Source organism: Streptomyces sp. SL06 (assembly GCF_058244745.1).
In genome coordinates, this window is record NZ_JBSYOT010000002.1 from 7,022,549 (window position 1) to 7,040,792 (window position 18,244).

Below are 18,244 nucleotides of genomic sequence, written 5' to 3' on the forward strand. Positions count from 1 at the left end.
CCTCGCGTCCCGTCTCGTCCTCCTCTTCGAACCGCCAGGAGCACCGGAATGCCGTCCCCGCAGGAAAACCCCGTCAAGAACGTCGTCGTCCCGTTCGAACGCGGCACCTCGCCCGCCCCGTTGGAACGGCTCGCACACCCCAAGGTGGCGGAGCGCTGGCACGCGGTCGACCGCTCCGCCCACGCCCCGCATGTCGTGGCCGTCGCGGGGGACGACGGCGAGGACTGGGCCGCCGCCGCGCTGGTGACGGCACGGCCGCACACGGCCTATCTGAAGATCGTGGACGCCGTCGGCGACGTGCCTGCGGCGGTCGCGGCCGTCGTCGCCCACGCCCGCGACCGCAAGCTCGCACAGGTCAAGTGGGAAGGCTGGACGGCGAGTCCCGAGGACGCCGCTGCCGCCGGCTTCGCCCCGCTGCGTCCCCCGCTCGCGCGTGCGGACGACGCGGCCGGGCCCGCGGCCGGTTACGTTCGCTGGCTGTCCGGGGCCGCGGTGACCGAGCCCCCGTACTACGGGCAGACCACGCACTTCACGTGCGGCGCCGTCACCGCCCTGGTCGCGCAGGCGCACGCGGGGACGCTGCCGGCCGAGTCACTGGACCGCCGCTCGGAGCTGACGCTGTGGCGCGAGGCGACCAACTTCCCCGCGTGCGAGCCCGTCGGACTGGCCGTCGCCGTGCGCCGGGCATGGCCGTCGGCCCCCGTCGCGGTCCACCTGGACACGGACCGGCCGGTCCTGCTCGACCACCACCCGGAGAACGAGCGGGAGTGGCGGGCCGACCTCCAGCGCATGTCGCGCACGGACGCCGGACGACTCGGCGTCCCGGTCGAGCCACGCCGCCTCGCCACGGCCGGGATCCGGGACGCGATCGGCGGACACGGGCAGGTGCTGCTCCTGGTCTCGCTCGCCGGGATGCAGGGGTTCGACGTGCCGCACTGGGTGCTCTGCCACGGCGCCGTACCCGGTGCCGTCGTGATCGAGGACCCGTGGGCCAACGCGGAGACCGGGGACACCTGGGTCGACGCCCATCTGCTGCCCGTGCCCGACCCGTCGCTCGACACGATGTCGGCCGTCTCGGCGGAGCCCTTCCACGGCGCTGTGACCGTCGGCAGCCCTCGGTGAGGGACGGGCTCCCGCACGGCCGGGCGTGACGCACGCCGACGGCTCCCGCCCTGCACACTGGGCGGGAGCCGTCCGGAGGTGTTCTGGCGTGGGCGCCGTCGCGGTCAGGCGTGCCGGTGCGAGCGTCGGTTGCCGGAGACGACCCGGTAGAGCGCGAGCAGGATGAGCGAGCCGACGATCGCCGCGATCCAGGTGGAGATCTCGAAGAACCCGTCGACGGAGTCCACGCCGAAGACCACCTTGCCGAGCCAGCCGCCGAGCAGGCCTCCGGCGATTCCGATGAGCATGGTGATGATGATCCCGCCGGGGTCCCTGCCCGGCATGATGGCCTTGGCGATGGCGCCGGCGAGCAGGCCGATGATGATCCAGGCGATGATGCCCATCCTGTGACTCCGATTCGTTCGAATGCGTGAAGGTGGTGTCAGTTCCCCGTGTGTACCGTTCGCGCTCGAACAAACGTGTCTTGCGGGTCGTACATCTGATGACCCGTCATCCTCGGCCGGCGTCGTGCGACGGGAAGCGCGGGGCGCGGCGCTCGCGGAAGGCGGCCAGGCCCTCCCGGGCGTCCGGCGAGGTGAACGCCTTCTGCCCGTAGAGGGCTTCGCTGTGGAAGGCCTGGTCCTGGGGGAGGTCCCCGAGCCGGAGCACCGCCTCCTTGACGGTCTGCAGGGCGGTCGCGCTGCGCGTGGCGAGCCGGTGGGCGCGCTCCAGCGCCACATCGAGCAAGTCCGCCCCGGGCACCACGTCGTTGAGGAGCCCGTACCGCAGCGCCTGCTCCGCCGGGATCCGGTCGCCATGGAGCATCAGCTCCATGGCCCAGACATACGGGATCTGCCGGGTCAGCCGGGTGAGCGTGCCACCGGCCGGCACGACGCCGACGCCGCTCTCGGGGAGCCCGAACTCCGCCGTGTCGGCGGCGATCCGGATGTCGGTGGACAGCATGATCTCGAACCCGCCGCCGAGGCACAGGCCGTTGACAGCGGCGATCACCGGCTTGAAGAGCCGGGTGTGCTTCTGGTGCGCGGCATCCCAGTGCGAGATGTCGAAGCGGCCCTCCGCCAGGGCCGGGATGGACTCGGTGAGGTCGGCGCCGACGCAGAAGGCACGGGAGCCGGCACCCGTGAGGATCGCGACGGTGTACGAGTCGTCGTCCCGGACCTCGGCGAAGGCGGCCCCCAGCTCCTCGTACATCGAGAGCGTGAGCGCGTTGAGCTTGTCCGGCCGCGCGAACCGGATGACCGCCACCTCGCCGTCCCTGTCGAGGCTGATGCCGCTCATCGGACGACCCCCTTCCGGCGCAGCTCGGCGATGTGCCGTCCGTCCAGGTCGGCGAGGGCCCGCAGGACCGCGTCGGCGTGCTCCCCGACCCTGGGGGCGAGCCCCCGCGGCTGTGCGGGGGTGCTGCCGAGCTTGATGGGCGTGCCGAACATGCGCAGTTCGCCGAACTCGGGATACTCCACGTCGACCACCATGTCGCGCGCCGCGATCTGCGGGTCCTCGACCACCTCGCCGATGTCCTTGATGGCGCACAGCGGCACCGCGTCGCCGGCGATCTCCTCCAACTCCGTCTTGGTCCGGTCCGCGAACCACCCGTGCAGCAAAGGCCGCACCCGTGCCTCGTAGACCTCGGGCGTGAACCGTTTGGCCATGGTGTCGATCTCGGGATCGTCGGCGAGTCCGGGCTGCCCGAACAGCTCACAGGACAGCCGCCAGAACTTGTCGGTGTAGCCGCCGAAGAACACGAACCCGTCCTTGCACGGGTAGAGTTCGTACGGTTTGACGAAGGGGTGCTCGTTCCCGAGCGGACCGGGGACCTTGCCCTCGACGGTGTAGGACACGACCGCGTTCTCGGTGAGGCTGAGCACCGAGTCCTGCTGCGAGACGTCGACCATCTGCCCCTCTCCCGTCTTCTCGGCGTGCCGCAGCGCGGCCAGGGTGCCGATGACGGAGTACAGCGTCGCGGACAGGTCGCCGATGATGGTCCCCACGCGTACCGGCGGCCGGTCCGGGAAGCCGTTCATCGACCACAGCCCACCGGTGGCCTGGGCGCTGTTGTCGTAGGCGGGCCGGCGCCGGTACGGGCCGGTCTGCCCGTAACCGGAGATCGCCGTGTACACCAGGCGGGGGTTCTCCCGCCGCAGCACCTCGTGGCCGACGCCGAGCCTGTCCATCGTGCCGGGGCGGAAGTTCTCCACGAGCACATCGGCGCGGCGGACCAGCTTCCTCAGTACGTCCTTGCCCTCCGGGGTGGACAGATCGAGGGTCAGGCCGAACTTGTTGCGGTTGAACTGGGCGAAGAAGCCGCTGAACTCCTCACCGGACTCGGCCCGGAGCTTCGGGGGGAAGTCGCGGGCGTAGTCGGGGTCCTTCGGGTTCTCGATCTTGATGACGGTGGCCCCGAGGTCGGCCAGCAGCATCGAGCAGAACGGCCCCGCCACGACACGCGTGATGTCCAGGACCACGACGCCGCGCAGCGCGCCCCTCGAAAGTCCCTGGGGCAGCATGCCCCCGATCGCGCCGTACGCGCCGCTCATGTCTGTCTCCGGTTGCTCGCTCACTCGTCGGCTCCCGTTGTGCCGACCCGCAGACGCGCCTCCAGGAGGGTGCCGCAGGAAGGGCTGTAGAACTCGTCGATCAGTACGGGGCTGCCCTCGGTGCGGGGACGGACCCGGACACCGTGCTCGGCCAGCCGGTCGGACGCGACATGCGTGGCTTTGCGCGCCTGGTCGTGCCAGTCGTCGCCGCTGCCCAGGCGGGCGCCGCTGGCGGGCACGTACCAGCCGTCGGCGTCGCGCCGGGGCGCGGAGGAGCCGGCCCCGCCCGGGGCGATGTCCAGGGCCGGGGCGGCGCCGAGGCGTTCGCGGCGGATCGCGCCGCGGGCCTGTTCGGTGGCGGCCTCGTCGAGCGCGCCGTCCGTGAGGACCACGCCGTAGGTGAGCCGTGCCGTACGGGCGCTCACGTACCCGTCGCTCACATCTGCGGCCACCCGCCGCGGATCACGCAGCAGCGGGTCGCCGTACCCGCCGCCGCCGGCGATCCACTGCACCAGGACGTCCCCGGAGCGGATCGTCACCGACTGCTGGTTGATGGCGAGCAGTTCGCGGTGTGCCGTGCCGAGCGAGTCCCGGGTGGGCACCCGGCCGTCGGCGAACGCCTCGGCGACATCGGTCCCGCGCCAGACCTCGTGACCGCTGCCGCCGCCGGGCAGCCCGCCGCCGAAGCCCTCCGCGACCACCTGGGCGGTGGGGGCGAACACCGTCTGGGTGACCTCCTTGGCGCCGTGCAGGGTCCAGGCGAACCGCAGGCCGAGTCCGCCGCGGTGGGCGCCGTGCCCCGCGCTCTCGGTGCTGAGCTGCTTCCACAGGTAGAGCACCGGATAGAGCATCTCGTTCATCTCGACGTCCGGCAGCATGTTGTTGACCTGCGTCATCATCCCCGCGCAGTCCAGCCCGTCGGCGTCCGGCTGGGCGCCGGCGCCCGTGCCCCCGCCGTCCATGTTGAACAGCACGAAGTACTCGCCGGCGTCGTCGGTGCCCGCGGAGATGCCGCCGGTCCACGAGTCGGCCCAGGAACCCTGGGTGCGGTCCCGGACGGTCGCGTCCTCACTGCCGCGGCACGCCTCGTTCATCAGCTTGGTGACCACCCGGCTCACCCGGGCGCCGGTGGTGAGATGCCCGTTGCTGATGGGCGCCGGCGGCCGGGGATTCACGAGGGAGCCGGGTTCGGCGACGATGTCGAAGGCGGTCATCACGCCCTCGTTGAACGGGACGTCCCAGGCCAGGATCGGCACCACGGCGGACGCCACACTGCCGACGAGCGCACCGTAGCTGCAGTTGACGAAGCCGTCGGTCTGCTCGCTCGAACCGCTGAAGTCGAAGGTGATCTGGTCGTTCCGCTTGGTCATGGTGCACGCCACCCGGTACAGCTCGTCGACGTGCCCGTTGTGCTCGGTCCACTCCTCCGCGGTGTAGGTGCCGTCGGGGATCAGCCGGATCCGGTCGCGCACGACCTGCTCGGCCAGCTCGAAGGAGAGCTTGGTGTAGTCGCGGAACCGGTCGATGCCGAACTCGTCGATCGTGCCCAGCAGCCGGCGGATGCCGGTGTTGTTGCTCGCGACCAGGGAGCGCACGTCGTTCCAGAACAGCGCGGGCACCCGGACGTTGTTCAGCAGGATCCGGCGCACCCACTCCACCGGCTCGCCCCGCTCGAAGACCTTGACGCCCGGCGGCAGCCGCAGGGCCTCGGCGTAGCAGTCGTGGGCGCCGGGCGCGAACCCGCCCGGTGTCATGCCGCCGACGTCGACGAGATGCGCCTGCGACTGGGCCCAGCCGATCAGCTCGTCGCCGTGGAAGACCGGGGAGATCACGTTGGTGTCCGGCGGGTGGCTGGCGCCGGCGGTGTGCGGGTCGTTGCAGATGAACGCGTCACCGGGCGAAAGCTCTTCGCCCTCGATCACCTTCACCAGGTTCTGCACGGCGACACTGCCGGACCCGATGTGGAACTGCACGTAGTCGGAGTAGGCGTAGATCCGGCCGGTGGGGTCGAACAACGCGGTGTTGAAGTCACCGGCCTCGGTGATCACCGGGGAGCCCGAGGAACGGATCATCGCGATGCCCATCTCCTCCACGATGGAGTCCAGGCGCATGCGGATGACTTCGAGGGTGACCGGGTCGAAGCCCTGGGGCAGGGCACGAGCGGCGCTGGTCATGTCGTCTCCTTCGACGGTGGGAGGTCAGCGGTCGGCGAGGAGCAGCAGGAAGTCGCCGCTGTCGGTGAGTTCGACGGTCGCGCCGTCGGGCACGTACACGGTGGTGTCGGGCTCCTCCAGCAGGCACGGGCCGGCCGCCCGGCCGAGTGCGCCGAAGCCGCGGTGCACATCGACCTCCAGCCGCTCGCCGGTGAGCGGATCGAGCACCTCGCGCCGGCTGAGCGCGTGCTGTTCCGCCTCGGCGTCCGGAACGGGGCCCACGGTCTGCACCTCGCTGCGTCCGATGGCCCGGACCCGCGAATTGACCAGCAGGATCTCCGCCTCGGTCCAGGCGGTGCCGACGCCGAACTCCTCCTCGTAGTCGGCGATGAACCGGGTCCGCAGCGCCTCCTTGTCCTCCTCGCGGAAGGGTCCGGCGGGCAGCCGTGTGGTGACCTCGAAGATCTGGCCCACGAACTTCATGTCCGCCTCGCGGTAGAGTTCGCGCCGGTCCTGCGCGATGCCCTCGGCCTCGAACCAGGCCTCGGCGCGGGCCTCCAGGGCGGCGAACTCCTCGTCCAGGGCGGCGGCCGGCCGGTCCATCGTCCAGGGGCTGGTGCGCACGGCGGAGAACACCGAGTCGGCGTGCATCAGGCCGTAGGCGGAGAACACCGCCGCGTTGCGCGGGATGACGACCTCGCGGACCCCGGCCTCGGCGGCGATGGCGGCGGCGAAGAGACCGCAGGCGCCGCCGAAACCGACGAGGGTGAACTCGCGCGGGTCGTGCCCGCGGTTCACGGTGATCTTGCGCAGGGCGTTGGACATCTGCGAGGTGGCCAGCCGGTACACGCCCTGGGCCGCCGCGTCCTCGGTGAGGCCGAGCGGTTCGGCGACCTGCGCGCGCAGCGCGGTCCTGGCCCGGTCGGTGTAGAGGGGGACGGTTCCGCCGAGGTAGTAGTCCGGGTTGATCAGCCCGAGGACGAGCGCGGCGTCGGTGACCGCGGGCCGGGTGCCGCCCTTGCCGTAGCAGGCGGGGCCCGGTGTCGAGCCCGCGCTGTGCGGGCCGACGCGCAGCAGATTGCGGCCGTCGACCCAGGCGAGGCTGCCGCCGCCCGCGCCGATGGTCTCGATGTCCACCGCGGTCAGGCTGGTCGGCAGCCCGCCGATCTCGGCGCGCGGCAGCAGCCGGAACTCGTCGTCCAGGATCGCCGCCGCGTCGAGGCTGGTGCCGCCCATGTCCGCGGTCAGCACCCGTCGTCGGCCGAGTCGCTTGCCCAGCAGCCGCGCGCCGGTGACACCGCCCACCGGGCCGGAGTTGAACATCGAGATGGGCGCCTTGCCGGTCTCCTCCACGGAGAGGAACCCGCCGTGCACCTGCATGATCTGCACCCGGGCCCGCAGTCCCCGGCGGCGCAGCTCCTCGGCGAGGTGCTGGAAGTGCGACGCCACGAGCGGCTTCACCGCGGCGTCCAGGGCGGTGGTGACCATGCGCTCGTACTCGCGGTAGACCGGCGTGAGGGTGCTGGAGAGCGTGTACGGGAGGTCGGGATGGTGCTTGTCCAGGTACTCGCCGATCGCCTTCTCGTGCACCGGGTTGCGGAACGACCACAGCAGACAGACGGCGAGGGTCTCGGCGCCCTGCGCGAGCGCCGCGTCGACGGCGGCGGCGACGGCGGCGCCGGTGAGCGGGACCAGTACCTCGCCGTGCGCGTCGACCCGTTCGGTGACCTCGACGATGCGGCGCCGCTCGACGATGTCCGGCGGCGCCGCCATCTTGTGCGGGTCGCGCTCGTCGGTCCGGGCGGAACGGGCGATCCGGAGGGTGTCACGGAAGCCCTGCGTGGTCAGCAGTCCCACGGGGGCGTACTTCTGCTCGTCCACCGCGTTGGTGACGATGGTGTTGCCGAGCACGAAGCGGTCCACGGCGGCGAAGAAGGCGGCCTCGGTCATTCCGGCGCGTTCCTGGAGCACGGCCAGCGCGCCCAGGATGCCGGTGGTCACGTCCCTGGTCGAGAAGGCCTTGCCGCGCACCGCCCTTCCGTCGATGACCGCCACGGCATCGGTGAACGTGCCACCGACGTTGATGCCCACATGAAGTGTCATGTTCGCTGTCTCCTTTGACTGCGTCGGGGGCTGATCGTGCAGGGTGACGAGAAGTCGCGCATGAGGCGCTCGTTCCGCTTTTGCGGGACCCCTCTGTCTCAGCGATGCTTCGGACGCTACGTGCGCTGGATCACCTCCGGCCATGGGTGGTCGGTCCATATTTGACGGCATCAGATGGACCATAGGCACACTAATACGGGGCTGCGGCGCCAGGAGCCGACCGGAAGCGGGGGAGTGGCACTCGGGCCGGCGGCCACGGCAGGGCGGAACGGTACGGGTATATCAGCCATCGATCCGGGCCGGCCCGGACCGTCCGGGCGGCGGAACGCGACGGACTCAGGCCGGGGGCGGGGGCGCGTCGCCGGGGCGGACGGCCGCGAGGTGCGCGATGCGGACCGCGACCGTGATGCGGAAGAGCCGCTCGGGGTCCTGCCAGCCGTCACCGAGCAGCTCGCCGATCCGGTCGAGCCGCTGGAGCACGGTGTTCTTGTGCAGGTGCAGCGTCCGCCCGGTGGCGACCGGGCTGAGCCGGCTGTCGAGATAGGCGGCGAGCGTCGTGAGGAGGTTCCCGCCGCGCTCGGTGTCCCAGTCGAGGACCGGGCCGAGCAGACGCCGTACGAAGGCGTCGACGCGGGTCTCGCCGGGGCCGAAGAGCGCGGTGTACGGCAGATACTCGTCGGTGGTCACCGCGGTGTCGGTGACCCCGAGCGCCGGCAGGACCCGGGCACACGCGGTGGCCGCCTCGACCTGGCGGCGCACGTCGCCGGGCACCTCGCCCAGCGACGTGCCCACCGCCAGCGCGGGATGACCGAGCGCACGGCGCACCGTGGTGTGCACGAGGCCGGCCGCCGCCGCCGGATCCGCCTCGGTGGTGAGCGCGATCACCCAGCCGGCGTGCTCGCCGATGAGACCGCTGGAGCCGACCGCGCCCCGGGCCGCACGGGCGGCCGAGTGGCGCAGCTCGGCCGGCAGGGACACGACGACGAGGGAGGCCAGCCGGTCGGTGTGGATGCCCCTGGCCTGCGCCCGCTGGGCGACACCGGCCAGGCGGTGCGGATCGTCGGCGAGCAGGTCGGCGAGGAGATCCCTGCGCACCGTCTGTTCGGCCTCCACGAGCGCGTCCTGCTTGAGGCTGAGCAGCGCCGTGATCTGAGCCGCGCGTTCCGCCGTGCGGCGCTCGACCGGACCGAACTCGACGGCACCCTGCTCCAGGACCAGCGCGCCGAGCAGCGACTGGCCCGCGACGACGGCCACGACGACCTCCCGCCCGGACTCCCGCAGCGGCACGCAGCGCCCGCTGCGCCGGCTCTCGTCGACGGCACGGCGCACCGCCTCCGCGCGGACGGCGGCGTCACCGCTGCCGTCGCCGTCCGCGCGCACTCCTTCGGGCCCCGCGGTCGTCGTGGACGGGCCGAGGCCGGCGTCGAGGATGGTCACCCGGCAGCGCAGCGCCTTGCCGAGCGCGTCGGCGACCGCCGTGGCGTCGCCGCCCCGCAGGACCAGGGCGGTCAGGTCGGAGTGCACGCCGCTCGCGCGTTCCATCGCCTCGACGTGCCGTGCGAGCTGGTCGTAGGCCTGCTGGGTCTCCTTCGCCGCGTCCTGCGTCCGGGCCAGCAGCCGCGCGGTCTGCAGGACGACGGCCGCGTGGTCGGCGAAGGCCGAGAGCAGGGAGATCTCCTCGGGCGAGAAGGTGTGCTCGATGCGGTTCGCGGCGAACAGGACACCGATGACCTCCTCGCCGGCCAGGAGCGGCACACCGAGCAGGGACGAGATCCCCTCGGCCGCCACGGTGGCGTCGATCTCGGCGTCGTGCGGAGCCTGCGACATGCTGGAGTAGCTCGACGTCCAGGAGGGACTGCGGGTCTCCACCACCCGGCTGGCCAGCCCCATGCCCGGCGGCACCCGCAGCCCGGGGAACGTGGGCGCCACCGTCCCGAGGGTGGTCCGTACGCGCAGCTCACGGGTCCGCACGTCGAACTCCGACAGGTAGGTGATGTCCGTGCCGACGAGGTCGTGGGCCCGTTCGACCAGGCGTTCGAGCAGTATGTCGACGTCCCGGAGCTGCGCCAGTTCACGGACGCCGGAGGAGAGCGCGGCCAGTTCCCGCCCGCGCCGCCGCCACCGCTCGGAGCCGGCCCGCAGGTGCCGGACGCCGTCGCCGACGCGGGCCGCCGCGTCGGACGGCAGGCCGAGGCCGGTGAGCAGGTCCCTGACCTCGGCGTCGTCGACCGGCCGCTCGGCGCCGGCCACGTCGAGCAGGGAGATGACCGTGTCGACCGGTACGACGCCCGGCCCTCCTGGTGAGGCGCTCATGCGCTCGCCCTCCGGTGATTCGCGGTGTGCCGCGCGGGTGTCGGTGTCGGTGCGCGGACTACAGCCACGGTAACGGGTGCGAGCTGGGCCGACCGCATAGTGAACTCCCTCATTCTGTGTGCCGTCGGTCCATACCTGGCAGCAGGAGACGGAACTAGCGTCGCCTAGCGCACCGAGTGTTTCGGTGGACCACAACGCAGTGGAGGACCGTATGCCGAGCACCAGCCGTATCCAAGGTCTCCGGGACCTGTCCGTCGACGCCCGCCGGAAGACCGTCGCGGAGTCCGCCGCGGTCGACCCGGGGCTCGTCGCGGCCTTCGCCCCGCAGCACGGCCTCGGCCTGGACCTGGCCGATCACATGATCGAGAACGTGGTCGGGGTCATGGCGCTGCCCGTGGGCGTGGCGACCAACTTCATCGTCAACGGCCGCGAGGTCGTCGTGCCGATGGCCACCGAGGAGGCCTCGGTGGTCGCCGCGGCCTCCAACTCGGCGAAGGTGGCACGCGCCCACGGCGGATTCTTCACCTCGTCCACCGAGCCGATCATGCAGGCCCAGGTGCAGATCGTCGGGGTACGCGACCCCGAGGCCGGCCGGGTCCGGCTGCTGGAGGCCCGTCGGGAACTCGTCGAACTCGCCAACGCCCAGGACCCCAAGCTGGTCGAGTTCGGCGGCGGGGTCCGCGACATCTCGGTGCGCGTGGTCCCCTCCCGCGCCGGTACCTACGTCGTCGCCCACCTCCAGGTCGACGTCCGCGACGCGATGGGCGCGAACGCGGTGAACACCATGGCCGAGGCGGTCGCCGAGCGCGCCGGACGGATCGCCGGCGGCCGTACGCTGCTGCGGATCCTGACCAACAAGGCCGACCTGCGCCTGTCCCGGGCCCGCGCGGTCTTCGACGCCGAGGCGCTCGGCGGCCGGGCCGTGGCCGACGACATCGTGCACGCCGCCGCGCTGGCCGAGGCCGACCCCTACCGCGCCGCCACCCACAACAAGGGCATCATGAACGGCGTCTCCGCCGTCGTGCTCGCCACCGGCAACGACACCCGCGCGGTCGAGGCCGGCGCACACTCCCACGCCGTCTCCCCGTCCGGGCGCTACACCTCGCTGTCCCGCTTCGAGAAGGACGCCGACGGCAACATCGTCGGCACCCTGGAGCTGCCGATGCCGGTCGGCCTGGTGGGCGGCGCGACCAGGCTGCACCCCGTGGCGCAGGCCGCGGTCGCCCTGCTCGGGGTCACCAGCGCGGCCGAACTCGCGGAAATCGTCGTCGCCGTCGGGCTGGCCCAGAACTTCGGCGCGGTCCGGGCCCTGGCCACCGAGGGCATCCAGCGCGGACACATGTCCCTGCACGCCCGCAACGTCGCCCTGACCGCGGGCGCGACGGCCGAGGAGGTCCCCACCGTCGTCGCCCGTCTCATCGCCGACAAGCAGGTCCGCGCCGACCGCGCCGAGCAGATCCTCGCCGACCTGCGCGCCGGCCGCTGAACGTGGCACCCCCGCCGCCTCGGCCGGCCTGCTCGTGGTGTCGATGACGGACCGCGGGCTGCCGCACGGCCCTCACGGTGACCGGGACCGGTGAAGTCGCCGACCGGCGGGTGCGGGCGTCACGGGCGCGGGTGTACGCACCCCGCGGCCGGCCACCGTCGTCCGCCGCACCGCCACCACGTCCCACTCCACCACGGCCGCCGTGCACCGCACCGCCCGTATCGAGATCGCCGAACCCCCGGAGGCCGTCAGATGAACCGCTACGGTGCCGACCCGCTGCCCAGGCTCCCCGCGAGCGTCACCATCTGCGAGGTGGGCCCCCGCGACGGACTGCAGAACGAGTCGGAACTCGTACCGACCGACGTCAAGGCCGAGTTCGTGGAGCGACTGGTCGACGCCGGGCACCGCGTCGTCGAGACCACCAGCCTCGTCCACCCCAGGTGGGTGCCCCAACTCGCCGACGCCGAGGAGCTGCTGCGCCGCATCGACCCCCAACCGGGCGTGCGCTACCCGGTGCTCGTACCCAACCGGCGCGGTCTCGAACGGGCCGTCGACCTCGGCGTGAGCGACATCGCGGTCTTCGGCTCGGTGACGGAGTCCTTCGCCAAGGCCAATCTGAACCGGACCGTCGCGGAGTCCCTGGAGATGTTCGCCCCGGTCGTGGCGCGGGCCCGCGGGGCCGGCATGCGGGTGCGCGGCTATCTGTCCATGTGCTGGGGCGACCCGTGGGAGGGCGCGGTCCCGATCCCGCAGGTCGTCTCGGTGGCCACCCGCATGCTCCGGCTGGGCTGCACCGAGCTGAGCCTCGGCGACACCATCGGCGTGGCCACCCCCGGCCGCGTCGCCGCCCTGCTCGACGCCCTCACCGCCGCCGGAGTGCGGGTGGACCGGATCGCCGTGCACTTCCACGACACCTACGGGCAGGCCCTCTCCAACACCCTGGTCGCCCTCCAGCACGGCGTCACGACCGTCGACGCCTCCGCGGGCGGCCTGGGGGGCTGCCCGTACGCCAAGTCCGCCACCGGCAATCTGGCCACCGAGGACCTGCTGTGGCAGCTCGAAGGCCTCGGCATCCGCACCGGTGTGGACCTGGACAAGCTCGTCGAGACCAGCGCGTGGCTCGCCACCCGCCTCGGCCGGCCCAGCCCCTCCCGCACCGTCCGCGCCCTCACCGGCGGCTGACCGCTCGGTGCGGCAGGCGGGCACGCCCCTCGGGCCGGCGTCCGACGGGCCGGCCCCGCGTCAGCCGTCCGCGGCGCTCGGCTCCGGGCGGCTGCCCGGCTTTCTGCCACCGTCGTTGGCCGTCAGCCAGCCCGACAGTTCCCGCATGGCCGCCTCGATCTCGGCGTGCGCGTAGTGGTCGGGATCCCACCCGGCGTACAGGGAGATGGTCAGCGGACGGCCCCCCGAGGTCAGGGTGCGCGCGTGCAGGCCGAACTGCGGATGGTCGACGACGACGCAGGCACCGTGTCCGGCGGCGGCCAGCGCCTGGGCCATCGCCTCGGAGTGCGGTTCGAGGGCCGGCCGCAGCGGCGTGCCCTGCTCGTACAGAGCGGTGTCGAGTGTCCGGCGTACGGCGCTGGCCCGGCCGCTGACGATGACGGGGTGGTCGAGCAGCCCGGCCAGCTCCAGGCCGCCGCCCGCCTCCCGGGCCAGGGGATGCGCGCAGGGGATCTGGACGCTGATCCTGCGCCCGCCCAGCCGCCGCGCGGCCATGCCGCCGGGCGGCGGACTTGTGGAGATGCCGATGTCGACCTCTCCCGCCCCCAGCCGGTCGTAGACCTGGTCCGGTTCGCAGCCCCGGGCGTCGGAGAACGGGCCGCCCATCTCGGCGACGAACGGCGCCATGACATGCGTGATGGTGGAGGCCGGACACGCCACGCGGAACTGCAGCGGGCTCTGCCCGGAGACGGCTTGCAGCAGTTCCGTGCCGCGGGCGGCGCGCAGGGTGAGGTCGCGGGCGACGGGCACGAAGCGGCGCCCGGCCGCGGTGAGTTGCACCCCCGTCGTGGTCCGCCTGAGCAGTTCGGCGCCCAGCTCGCGCTCCAGGGAGCGCAGTTGCCGCGACACGGAGGGCTGGGCCACATGAACGCGCGCGGCGGCGGCCGTCATCGACCCGGTGTCGACCACGGCCAGGAAGTACCGCAGCACCCGCAGTTCCATCGCGCCTCCGGTCATGCCTTGAACGTATGACTGTGCAGCTTAGAAGGTACTGGACCGTATGGCGGGCAGCCTACGAGACTGTGGCGCACCGGACAACGCCATTCGAACGGGCGCCCGCAGCGTCGCGGTCCGCACCATGGCCGGCCCATCGCCGCCCCGCACCGCGCACAGGTCGAATCCGCCGGTACCGCCGCTCACTCCCGGAGCCACCATGTCCCAGACCACACACGCCACCGGCCGCAACGCCAGACGTGCCACCACCGCGTCCTTCATCGGGACCGCCGTCGAGTGGTACGACTTCTACATCTACGGCACCGCCACCGCCCTGGTGTTCGGCAAGCTGTTCTTCCCGGGCGCCAGCTCCGCCGCGGGAACCCTCGCGGCCTTCGCCACCTTCTGGGTCGGCTTCCTCGCCCGTCCCCTGGGCGGCCTGATCTTCGGCCACATCGGCGACCGGGTGGGACGCAAGAACGTCCTGGTCACCACCCTGGTCCTGATGGGCACCGCCACCACCCTCATCGGCCTGCTGCCCACCTACGCCACCATCGGCGTCGCCGCGCCGATCCTGCTGGTCCTGCTGCGGGCCCTCCAGGGCATCGCGGTCGGCGGCGAATGGGGCGGCGCCGTACTGATGGCCACCGAGAACGCCGAGCGGGGACGCCGCGGCCTCGCCGGCATGTGGGTCCAACAGGGCTCACCGGCCGGATCGATCCTCGCCACCCTGGTCTTCATCGCCGTGGGACACCTGTCCGACGACGCGTTCCTGTCCTGGGGCTGGCGCGTGCCCTTCCTGCTCTCCGCCCTCCTGGTGGCCATCGGTCTGGTCATCCGGCTCAAGGTCACCGAGTCCACCGACTTCGAGGCGGCCAGGCAGCAGGAGGACGCCACCCCGAAGATCCCCGTGGTCGAACTGTTCCGCACCTCCTGGCCCCTGGTCCTGCTCGGCGTGGGCGCCAGCGCGATGGGCATCTCCTCCGCCTACTTCACCAACACCTTCGTCCTGTCCTGGGCCACCAGCGACCTGGGCGTCGAGCGGCAGACCATGCTCGACATCCTGCTGATCCTCGCCATCGCGCAGTTCCTGTGGCAGCCCCTCGCGGCGCTGCTCGCCCAGCGGGTGGGCGCCGTCCGGCTGATGACGGGCGCCCTGATCGCCAACATCGCCGTCGCGGTGCCGATGTTCCTGCTGATCGCCACGCGCGACAGCACACTGATCGGCCTGGGACTCGCCCTGGGCGTGCTGACCGGGTGCAGCTACTACGCGCTGCTCGCCGGCTTCCTGTCCCAGGCCTTTCCCGTCAGGGTCCGCTACACGGGAGTGTCCCTGGCCTACCAGCTGTGCAGCACCGTCATCGGCGGCTCCACCCCCCTGATCGCCCAGTGGCTGCTCACCCGGGGCGGCGGCCACTGGCCGGTGGTCGCCTACTACATCACGCTCCTGCTGCTGACCACGGTCTGCGTGCTGGGCCTGGCCCGGCAGCGGGCCGCCCGCCACGACCCCTCCGGGACCGGCACGCGGGAGGCCGAAGGCCTGCCCACCGCCGTGTGACCCCGCCGTACCGCCCTTCACAAGGACCCTTCGCAAGGACCCCCATGCACCTGGACGCACTGTTCACCAACGGCCGCTTCACCACGCTCGACGCGGACCGCCCCACCGCCCACACCATCGGCGTCCTCGGGGGGCGCGTCGTCGGCCTCGACGACGAGGTCGCCGGATATGCCGCCGACCGCGTCCACGACCTGCGCGGCGCCCCGGCGGTCCCCGGCTTCAACGACGCCCACCAGCACCTGAGCATGCGCGGCCGCCGGCTCCTCCAGCTCGACCTGCACACCGGGACCGTCCCCACCCTCGACGCCCTCTACGCCGCGGTACGCGAACGGGCCGCCCGCCTGGGCCCCGACGAGTGGCTCTTCGGCGCCGGCTACGACCAGAACAAGATCGGCGCCCACCCCACGGCCGAGGCCCTGGACGAGGCGGCGCTGGGGCGCCCGGTGTGGCTGGAGCACGTCTCCTGCCACATGGGCGTGGCCAACACCGCGGCCTTCGCCCGCGCCGGCTTCACCGACCGGCTCGGCGTCCCCGACGTCGACGGCGGACACGTCGAACGCGCCCCGGACGGCCGGGCGGCCGGCCTGCTCCAGGAAACGGCCCAGCACCTGGTCACCCGGGCGTTCCGGCCCACCCCCGTGGACTCCGTCGTCGCCGCCATCGCGGCCGGCAACGACAAGGGCGTCACGGAGGGCATCACCAGCCTCACCGAACCGGGGATCGCCGCGGCCGACCGCGTCGGGCACGGTCCGGCCGACCTGCACGCCTTCCACCGCGCCGTGGAGGTGGGCGCGCTGACCATCCGGACCACGGTCATGCCCTACATGACCGTCCTGCACGACGCGGGGGACGTTGGCGGCGGCGACACCTGGTTCGGGCTCGACACGGGCCTGCGCAGCGGCTTCGGCGACGACCGCCTGAAGATCGGAGCCACCAAGATAGCCACGGACGGCTCCCTCATCGGCCGCTCCGCGCACATGTGCTGCGGCTACCACGACGAGCCCGACAACTCCGGCTTCCTGCTGTTCGACGAGGACCGCCTGCGGTACATGATCACCGAGGCGCACCGGTGCGGCTGGCAGGTCGCCGCCCACGCGATCGGCGACGCCGCCATCGACGTCGTCCTGGACGCCTTCGAAGCCGCCCAGGCCGCACATCCGCGCCCGGACGCGCGCCACCGCATCGAGCACTTCGCCGTCGCCTCCGACAAGCAGGTACGCCGCCTGGCCGACAACGGCGTCGTCCCCGTGCCGCAGGGGCGCTTCGTCTCCGAGATCGGCGACGGCATGATCGCCGCGCTGGGACCCGAGCGCGCCGCCCGCTGCTACCGCATGCGCAGCCTGCTGGACGCCGGAGCCGTCCTGCCCGGCAGCAGCGACGCCCCGGTCGCGCACGGCAGCCCCCTGCTCGGCATCCACGACATGGTCAACCGGCGCACCGCCGCGGGCGCCCCGCTGGCCCCCGCCGAGGCGGTCACCACCGAACAGGCGCTGTACGCCTACACGGTGGGCTCCGCCTACGCCGAGCACGCCGAGGACCGCAAGGGACGGCTCGCCCGCGGCATGCTGGCGGACTTCGCCGTCCTCTCGGACGACCTGCTGGCCGTCGACCCGAGGCGGATCGACACGCTGTCCGTCGGGGCGACGGTGATCGGCGGCAATGTGGTCCACGACGCCGGCGCACTGGGCTGACCGGCCCCTTCCGCACGGTCGAGCCGGGCGCGGGCGGTACGACATCGACGGCCCGGCCCGTGATTCGGGCGGGTACGGCGGGGAACCCGGCCCGGCATGATCCAGAGCATCCTGCGCGGCGGCGCCGCGGGCGCCGCCGGGACGACCGTACTCAACGCCGTCACCTACGCGGACATGGCCTGGCGGGGGCGCCCCGCCAGCGAGGTACCCGCCCACGTCGTGGACCGGCTGGCCACGGAGGCGGGGCACCCGGTACCCGGCTCGGGCAGCAGCCGGGACAACCGTCTCACCGGCCTCGGCGCCCTGTCCGGCATCGCCGTCGGCGCCGGCACCGGAGCGGCCGTGTCCCTGCTGCGCCGCGTCGGCGTACGCATGCCGGTGTGGCTGGGCGGTGTGGTCACCGGCGCGCTGGCCATGGCCGCCACCGACCTGCCGATCGCCCGCCTCAAGGTGAGCGATCCGGCCGGCTGGTCGGCCGGGGACTGGGCCTCGGACGCCGTACCGCACCTGGTCTACGGACTGGTCACGTACGGTCTCCTCACGGCGACGGAGCGCCGGCCGTGAAACCGGCGGTCGAGGCCCTGGCCAGGGCCGGGCTCATCGGTGCCGCCACCGGGCTGCGCAGCCAGTGGGGCATCGCGGCCCTGTCGTGGAGCACGCCCGCCGCGGGCGGTCCCACAGGGGCCGGGAAGCTGCTGACACGGCCGTGGACCCGGGGCATCACCGCCTCGGCCGCCGCGGCGGAGTTCGTCGCGGACAAGTCGCCGCTCACCCCCACCCGGCTCAACGCCCAAGGGCTGGTCCCGCGCGTCCTGTTCGGCGCGCTGGCCGGCACGGTGCTCACTCAGCGGCGCCGGGCCGGCCTCCCGCCGTCGGCCGCGGCGGCGGTCGCGGCCTCGGCCGCCGTGGCCTTCGCCTTCGCCGGGGCCCACTGGCGTCGTACCGCCCGGCCGGTGCTCCACAGCGACGCGGTCGCCGCCGCACTGGAGGACGTCGTGACGGCCGGGCTGGCCCTGGCCGCGTGCGCCCCCGGCCGACGGCACACCCACCGGACGGACGACGACGGGCCACGCCACCCGGCCGGCCCACCCGACCCGCACGAGACCGGCTCGGTGACCCGGCCCCGGTGA

At 72.8% G+C, this 18,244-nt stretch carries 14 protein-coding genes; 7 read left to right on the forward strand and 7 right to left on the reverse strand.

Features of this window, described 5'->3' with window-relative positions:
* Positions 1–48: 48 nt before the first annotated feature.
* Positions 49–1,122 (forward strand): peptidase C39 family protein, encoded by a 1,074-nt coding sequence (locus tag AC4IHM_RS32090; RefSeq protein ID WP_490870468.1) that lies wholly within the window; start codon positions 49–51, stop codon positions 1,120–1,122.
* A 104-nt stretch (positions 1,123–1,226) separates the two neighbouring features.
* Here AC4IHM_RS32090 and AC4IHM_RS32095 read toward each other — a convergent pair whose 3' ends face one another.
* The 6 genes from AC4IHM_RS32095 to AC4IHM_RS32120 all read right to left on the reverse strand — a co-directional run bounded on the left by AC4IHM_RS32095 (position 1,227) and on the right by AC4IHM_RS32120 (position 10,225).
* A complete protein-coding gene (locus AC4IHM_RS32095) occupies positions 1,227–1,505 on the reverse strand; it encodes a GlsB/YeaQ/YmgE family stress response membrane protein (RefSeq protein WP_490870469.1) in 279 nt (92 codons plus the stop codon).
* Between the two features lie 106 nt (positions 1,506–1,611).
* The gene (locus AC4IHM_RS32100; RefSeq protein ID WP_490870470.1) at positions 1,612–2,400 is read right to left on the reverse strand and encodes an enoyl-CoA hydratase/isomerase family protein; all 789 of its coding nucleotides are present in this window, start codon (positions 2,398–2,400) and stop codon (positions 1,612–1,614) included.
* Positions 2,397–3,656, reverse strand: coding sequence for a CaiB/BaiF CoA transferase family protein (locus AC4IHM_RS32105; RefSeq protein ID WP_490870471.1), 1,260 nt, complete (start codon positions 3,654–3,656; stop codon positions 2,397–2,399). The genes AC4IHM_RS32100 and AC4IHM_RS32105 overlap by 4 nt, the downstream gene beginning before the upstream one ends.
* 20 nt (positions 3,657–3,676) lie before the next feature.
* The gene (locus tag AC4IHM_RS32110) at positions 3,677–5,830 is read right to left on the reverse strand and encodes a hydantoinase B/oxoprolinase family protein (protein WP_490870472.1); all 2,154 of its coding nucleotides are present in this window, start codon (positions 5,828–5,830) and stop codon (positions 3,677–3,679) included.
* A 24-nt stretch (positions 5,831–5,854) separates the two neighbouring features.
* Entirely contained in the window at positions 5,855–7,912 is a 2,058-nt protein-coding gene (locus AC4IHM_RS32115) for a hydantoinase/oxoprolinase family protein (protein ID WP_490870473.1), read from the reverse strand.
* A gap of 336 nt (positions 7,913–8,248) precedes the next feature.
* Positions 8,249–10,225 carry a helix-turn-helix domain-containing protein gene (locus AC4IHM_RS32120; protein WP_490870474.1) on the reverse strand — a complete coding sequence of 659 codons (1,977 nt, stop codon included), beginning with the start codon at positions 10,223–10,225 and terminating at the stop codon, positions 8,249–8,251.
* A gap of 211 nt (positions 10,226–10,436) precedes the next feature.
* Between AC4IHM_RS32120 and AC4IHM_RS32125 the strand changes: the two genes are divergently transcribed.
* A complete protein-coding gene (locus AC4IHM_RS32125) occupies positions 10,437–11,711 on the forward strand; it encodes a hydroxymethylglutaryl-CoA reductase, degradative (protein WP_490870475.1) in 1,275 nt (424 codons plus the stop codon).
* 252 nt (positions 11,712–11,963) lie between these two features.
* Positions 11,964–12,893, forward strand: coding sequence for a hydroxymethylglutaryl-CoA lyase (locus AC4IHM_RS32130; protein WP_490870476.1), 930 nt, complete (start codon positions 11,964–11,966; stop codon positions 12,891–12,893).
* Between the two features lie 60 nt (positions 12,894–12,953).
* Here AC4IHM_RS32130 and AC4IHM_RS32135 read toward each other — a convergent pair whose 3' ends face one another.
* Positions 12,954–13,889 (reverse strand): LysR family transcriptional regulator, encoded by a 936-nt coding sequence (locus AC4IHM_RS32135; protein ID WP_490870477.1) that lies wholly within the window; start codon positions 13,887–13,889, stop codon positions 12,954–12,956.
* A gap of 196 nt (positions 13,890–14,085) precedes the next feature.
* On the opposite strand from AC4IHM_RS32135, the gene AC4IHM_RS32140 reads away from it, so the two are divergent.
* From AC4IHM_RS32140 to AC4IHM_RS32155, 4 genes are all read left to right on the forward strand, one after another.
* Positions 14,086–15,423, forward strand: a complete 1,338-nt coding sequence (locus AC4IHM_RS32140) for an MFS transporter (protein ID WP_490870478.1) — start codon at positions 14,086–14,088, stop codon at positions 15,421–15,423.
* A gap of 44 nt (positions 15,424–15,467) precedes the next feature.
* The gene (locus AC4IHM_RS32145; protein WP_490870479.1) at positions 15,468–17,114 is read left to right on the forward strand and encodes an amidohydrolase; all 1,647 of its coding nucleotides are present in this window, start codon (positions 15,468–15,470) and stop codon (positions 17,112–17,114) included.
* 96 nt (positions 17,115–17,210) lie between these two features.
* Positions 17,211–17,678 carry a hypothetical protein gene (locus tag AC4IHM_RS32150; RefSeq protein WP_490870480.1) on the forward strand — a complete coding sequence of 156 codons (468 nt, stop codon included), beginning with the start codon at positions 17,211–17,213 and terminating at the stop codon, positions 17,676–17,678.
* Complete coding sequence (locus tag AC4IHM_RS32155) at positions 17,675–18,244, forward strand: DUF4126 family protein (protein WP_490870481.1); 570 nt, start codon at positions 17,675–17,677, stop codon at positions 18,242–18,244. The genes AC4IHM_RS32150 and AC4IHM_RS32155 overlap by 4 nt, the downstream gene beginning before the upstream one ends.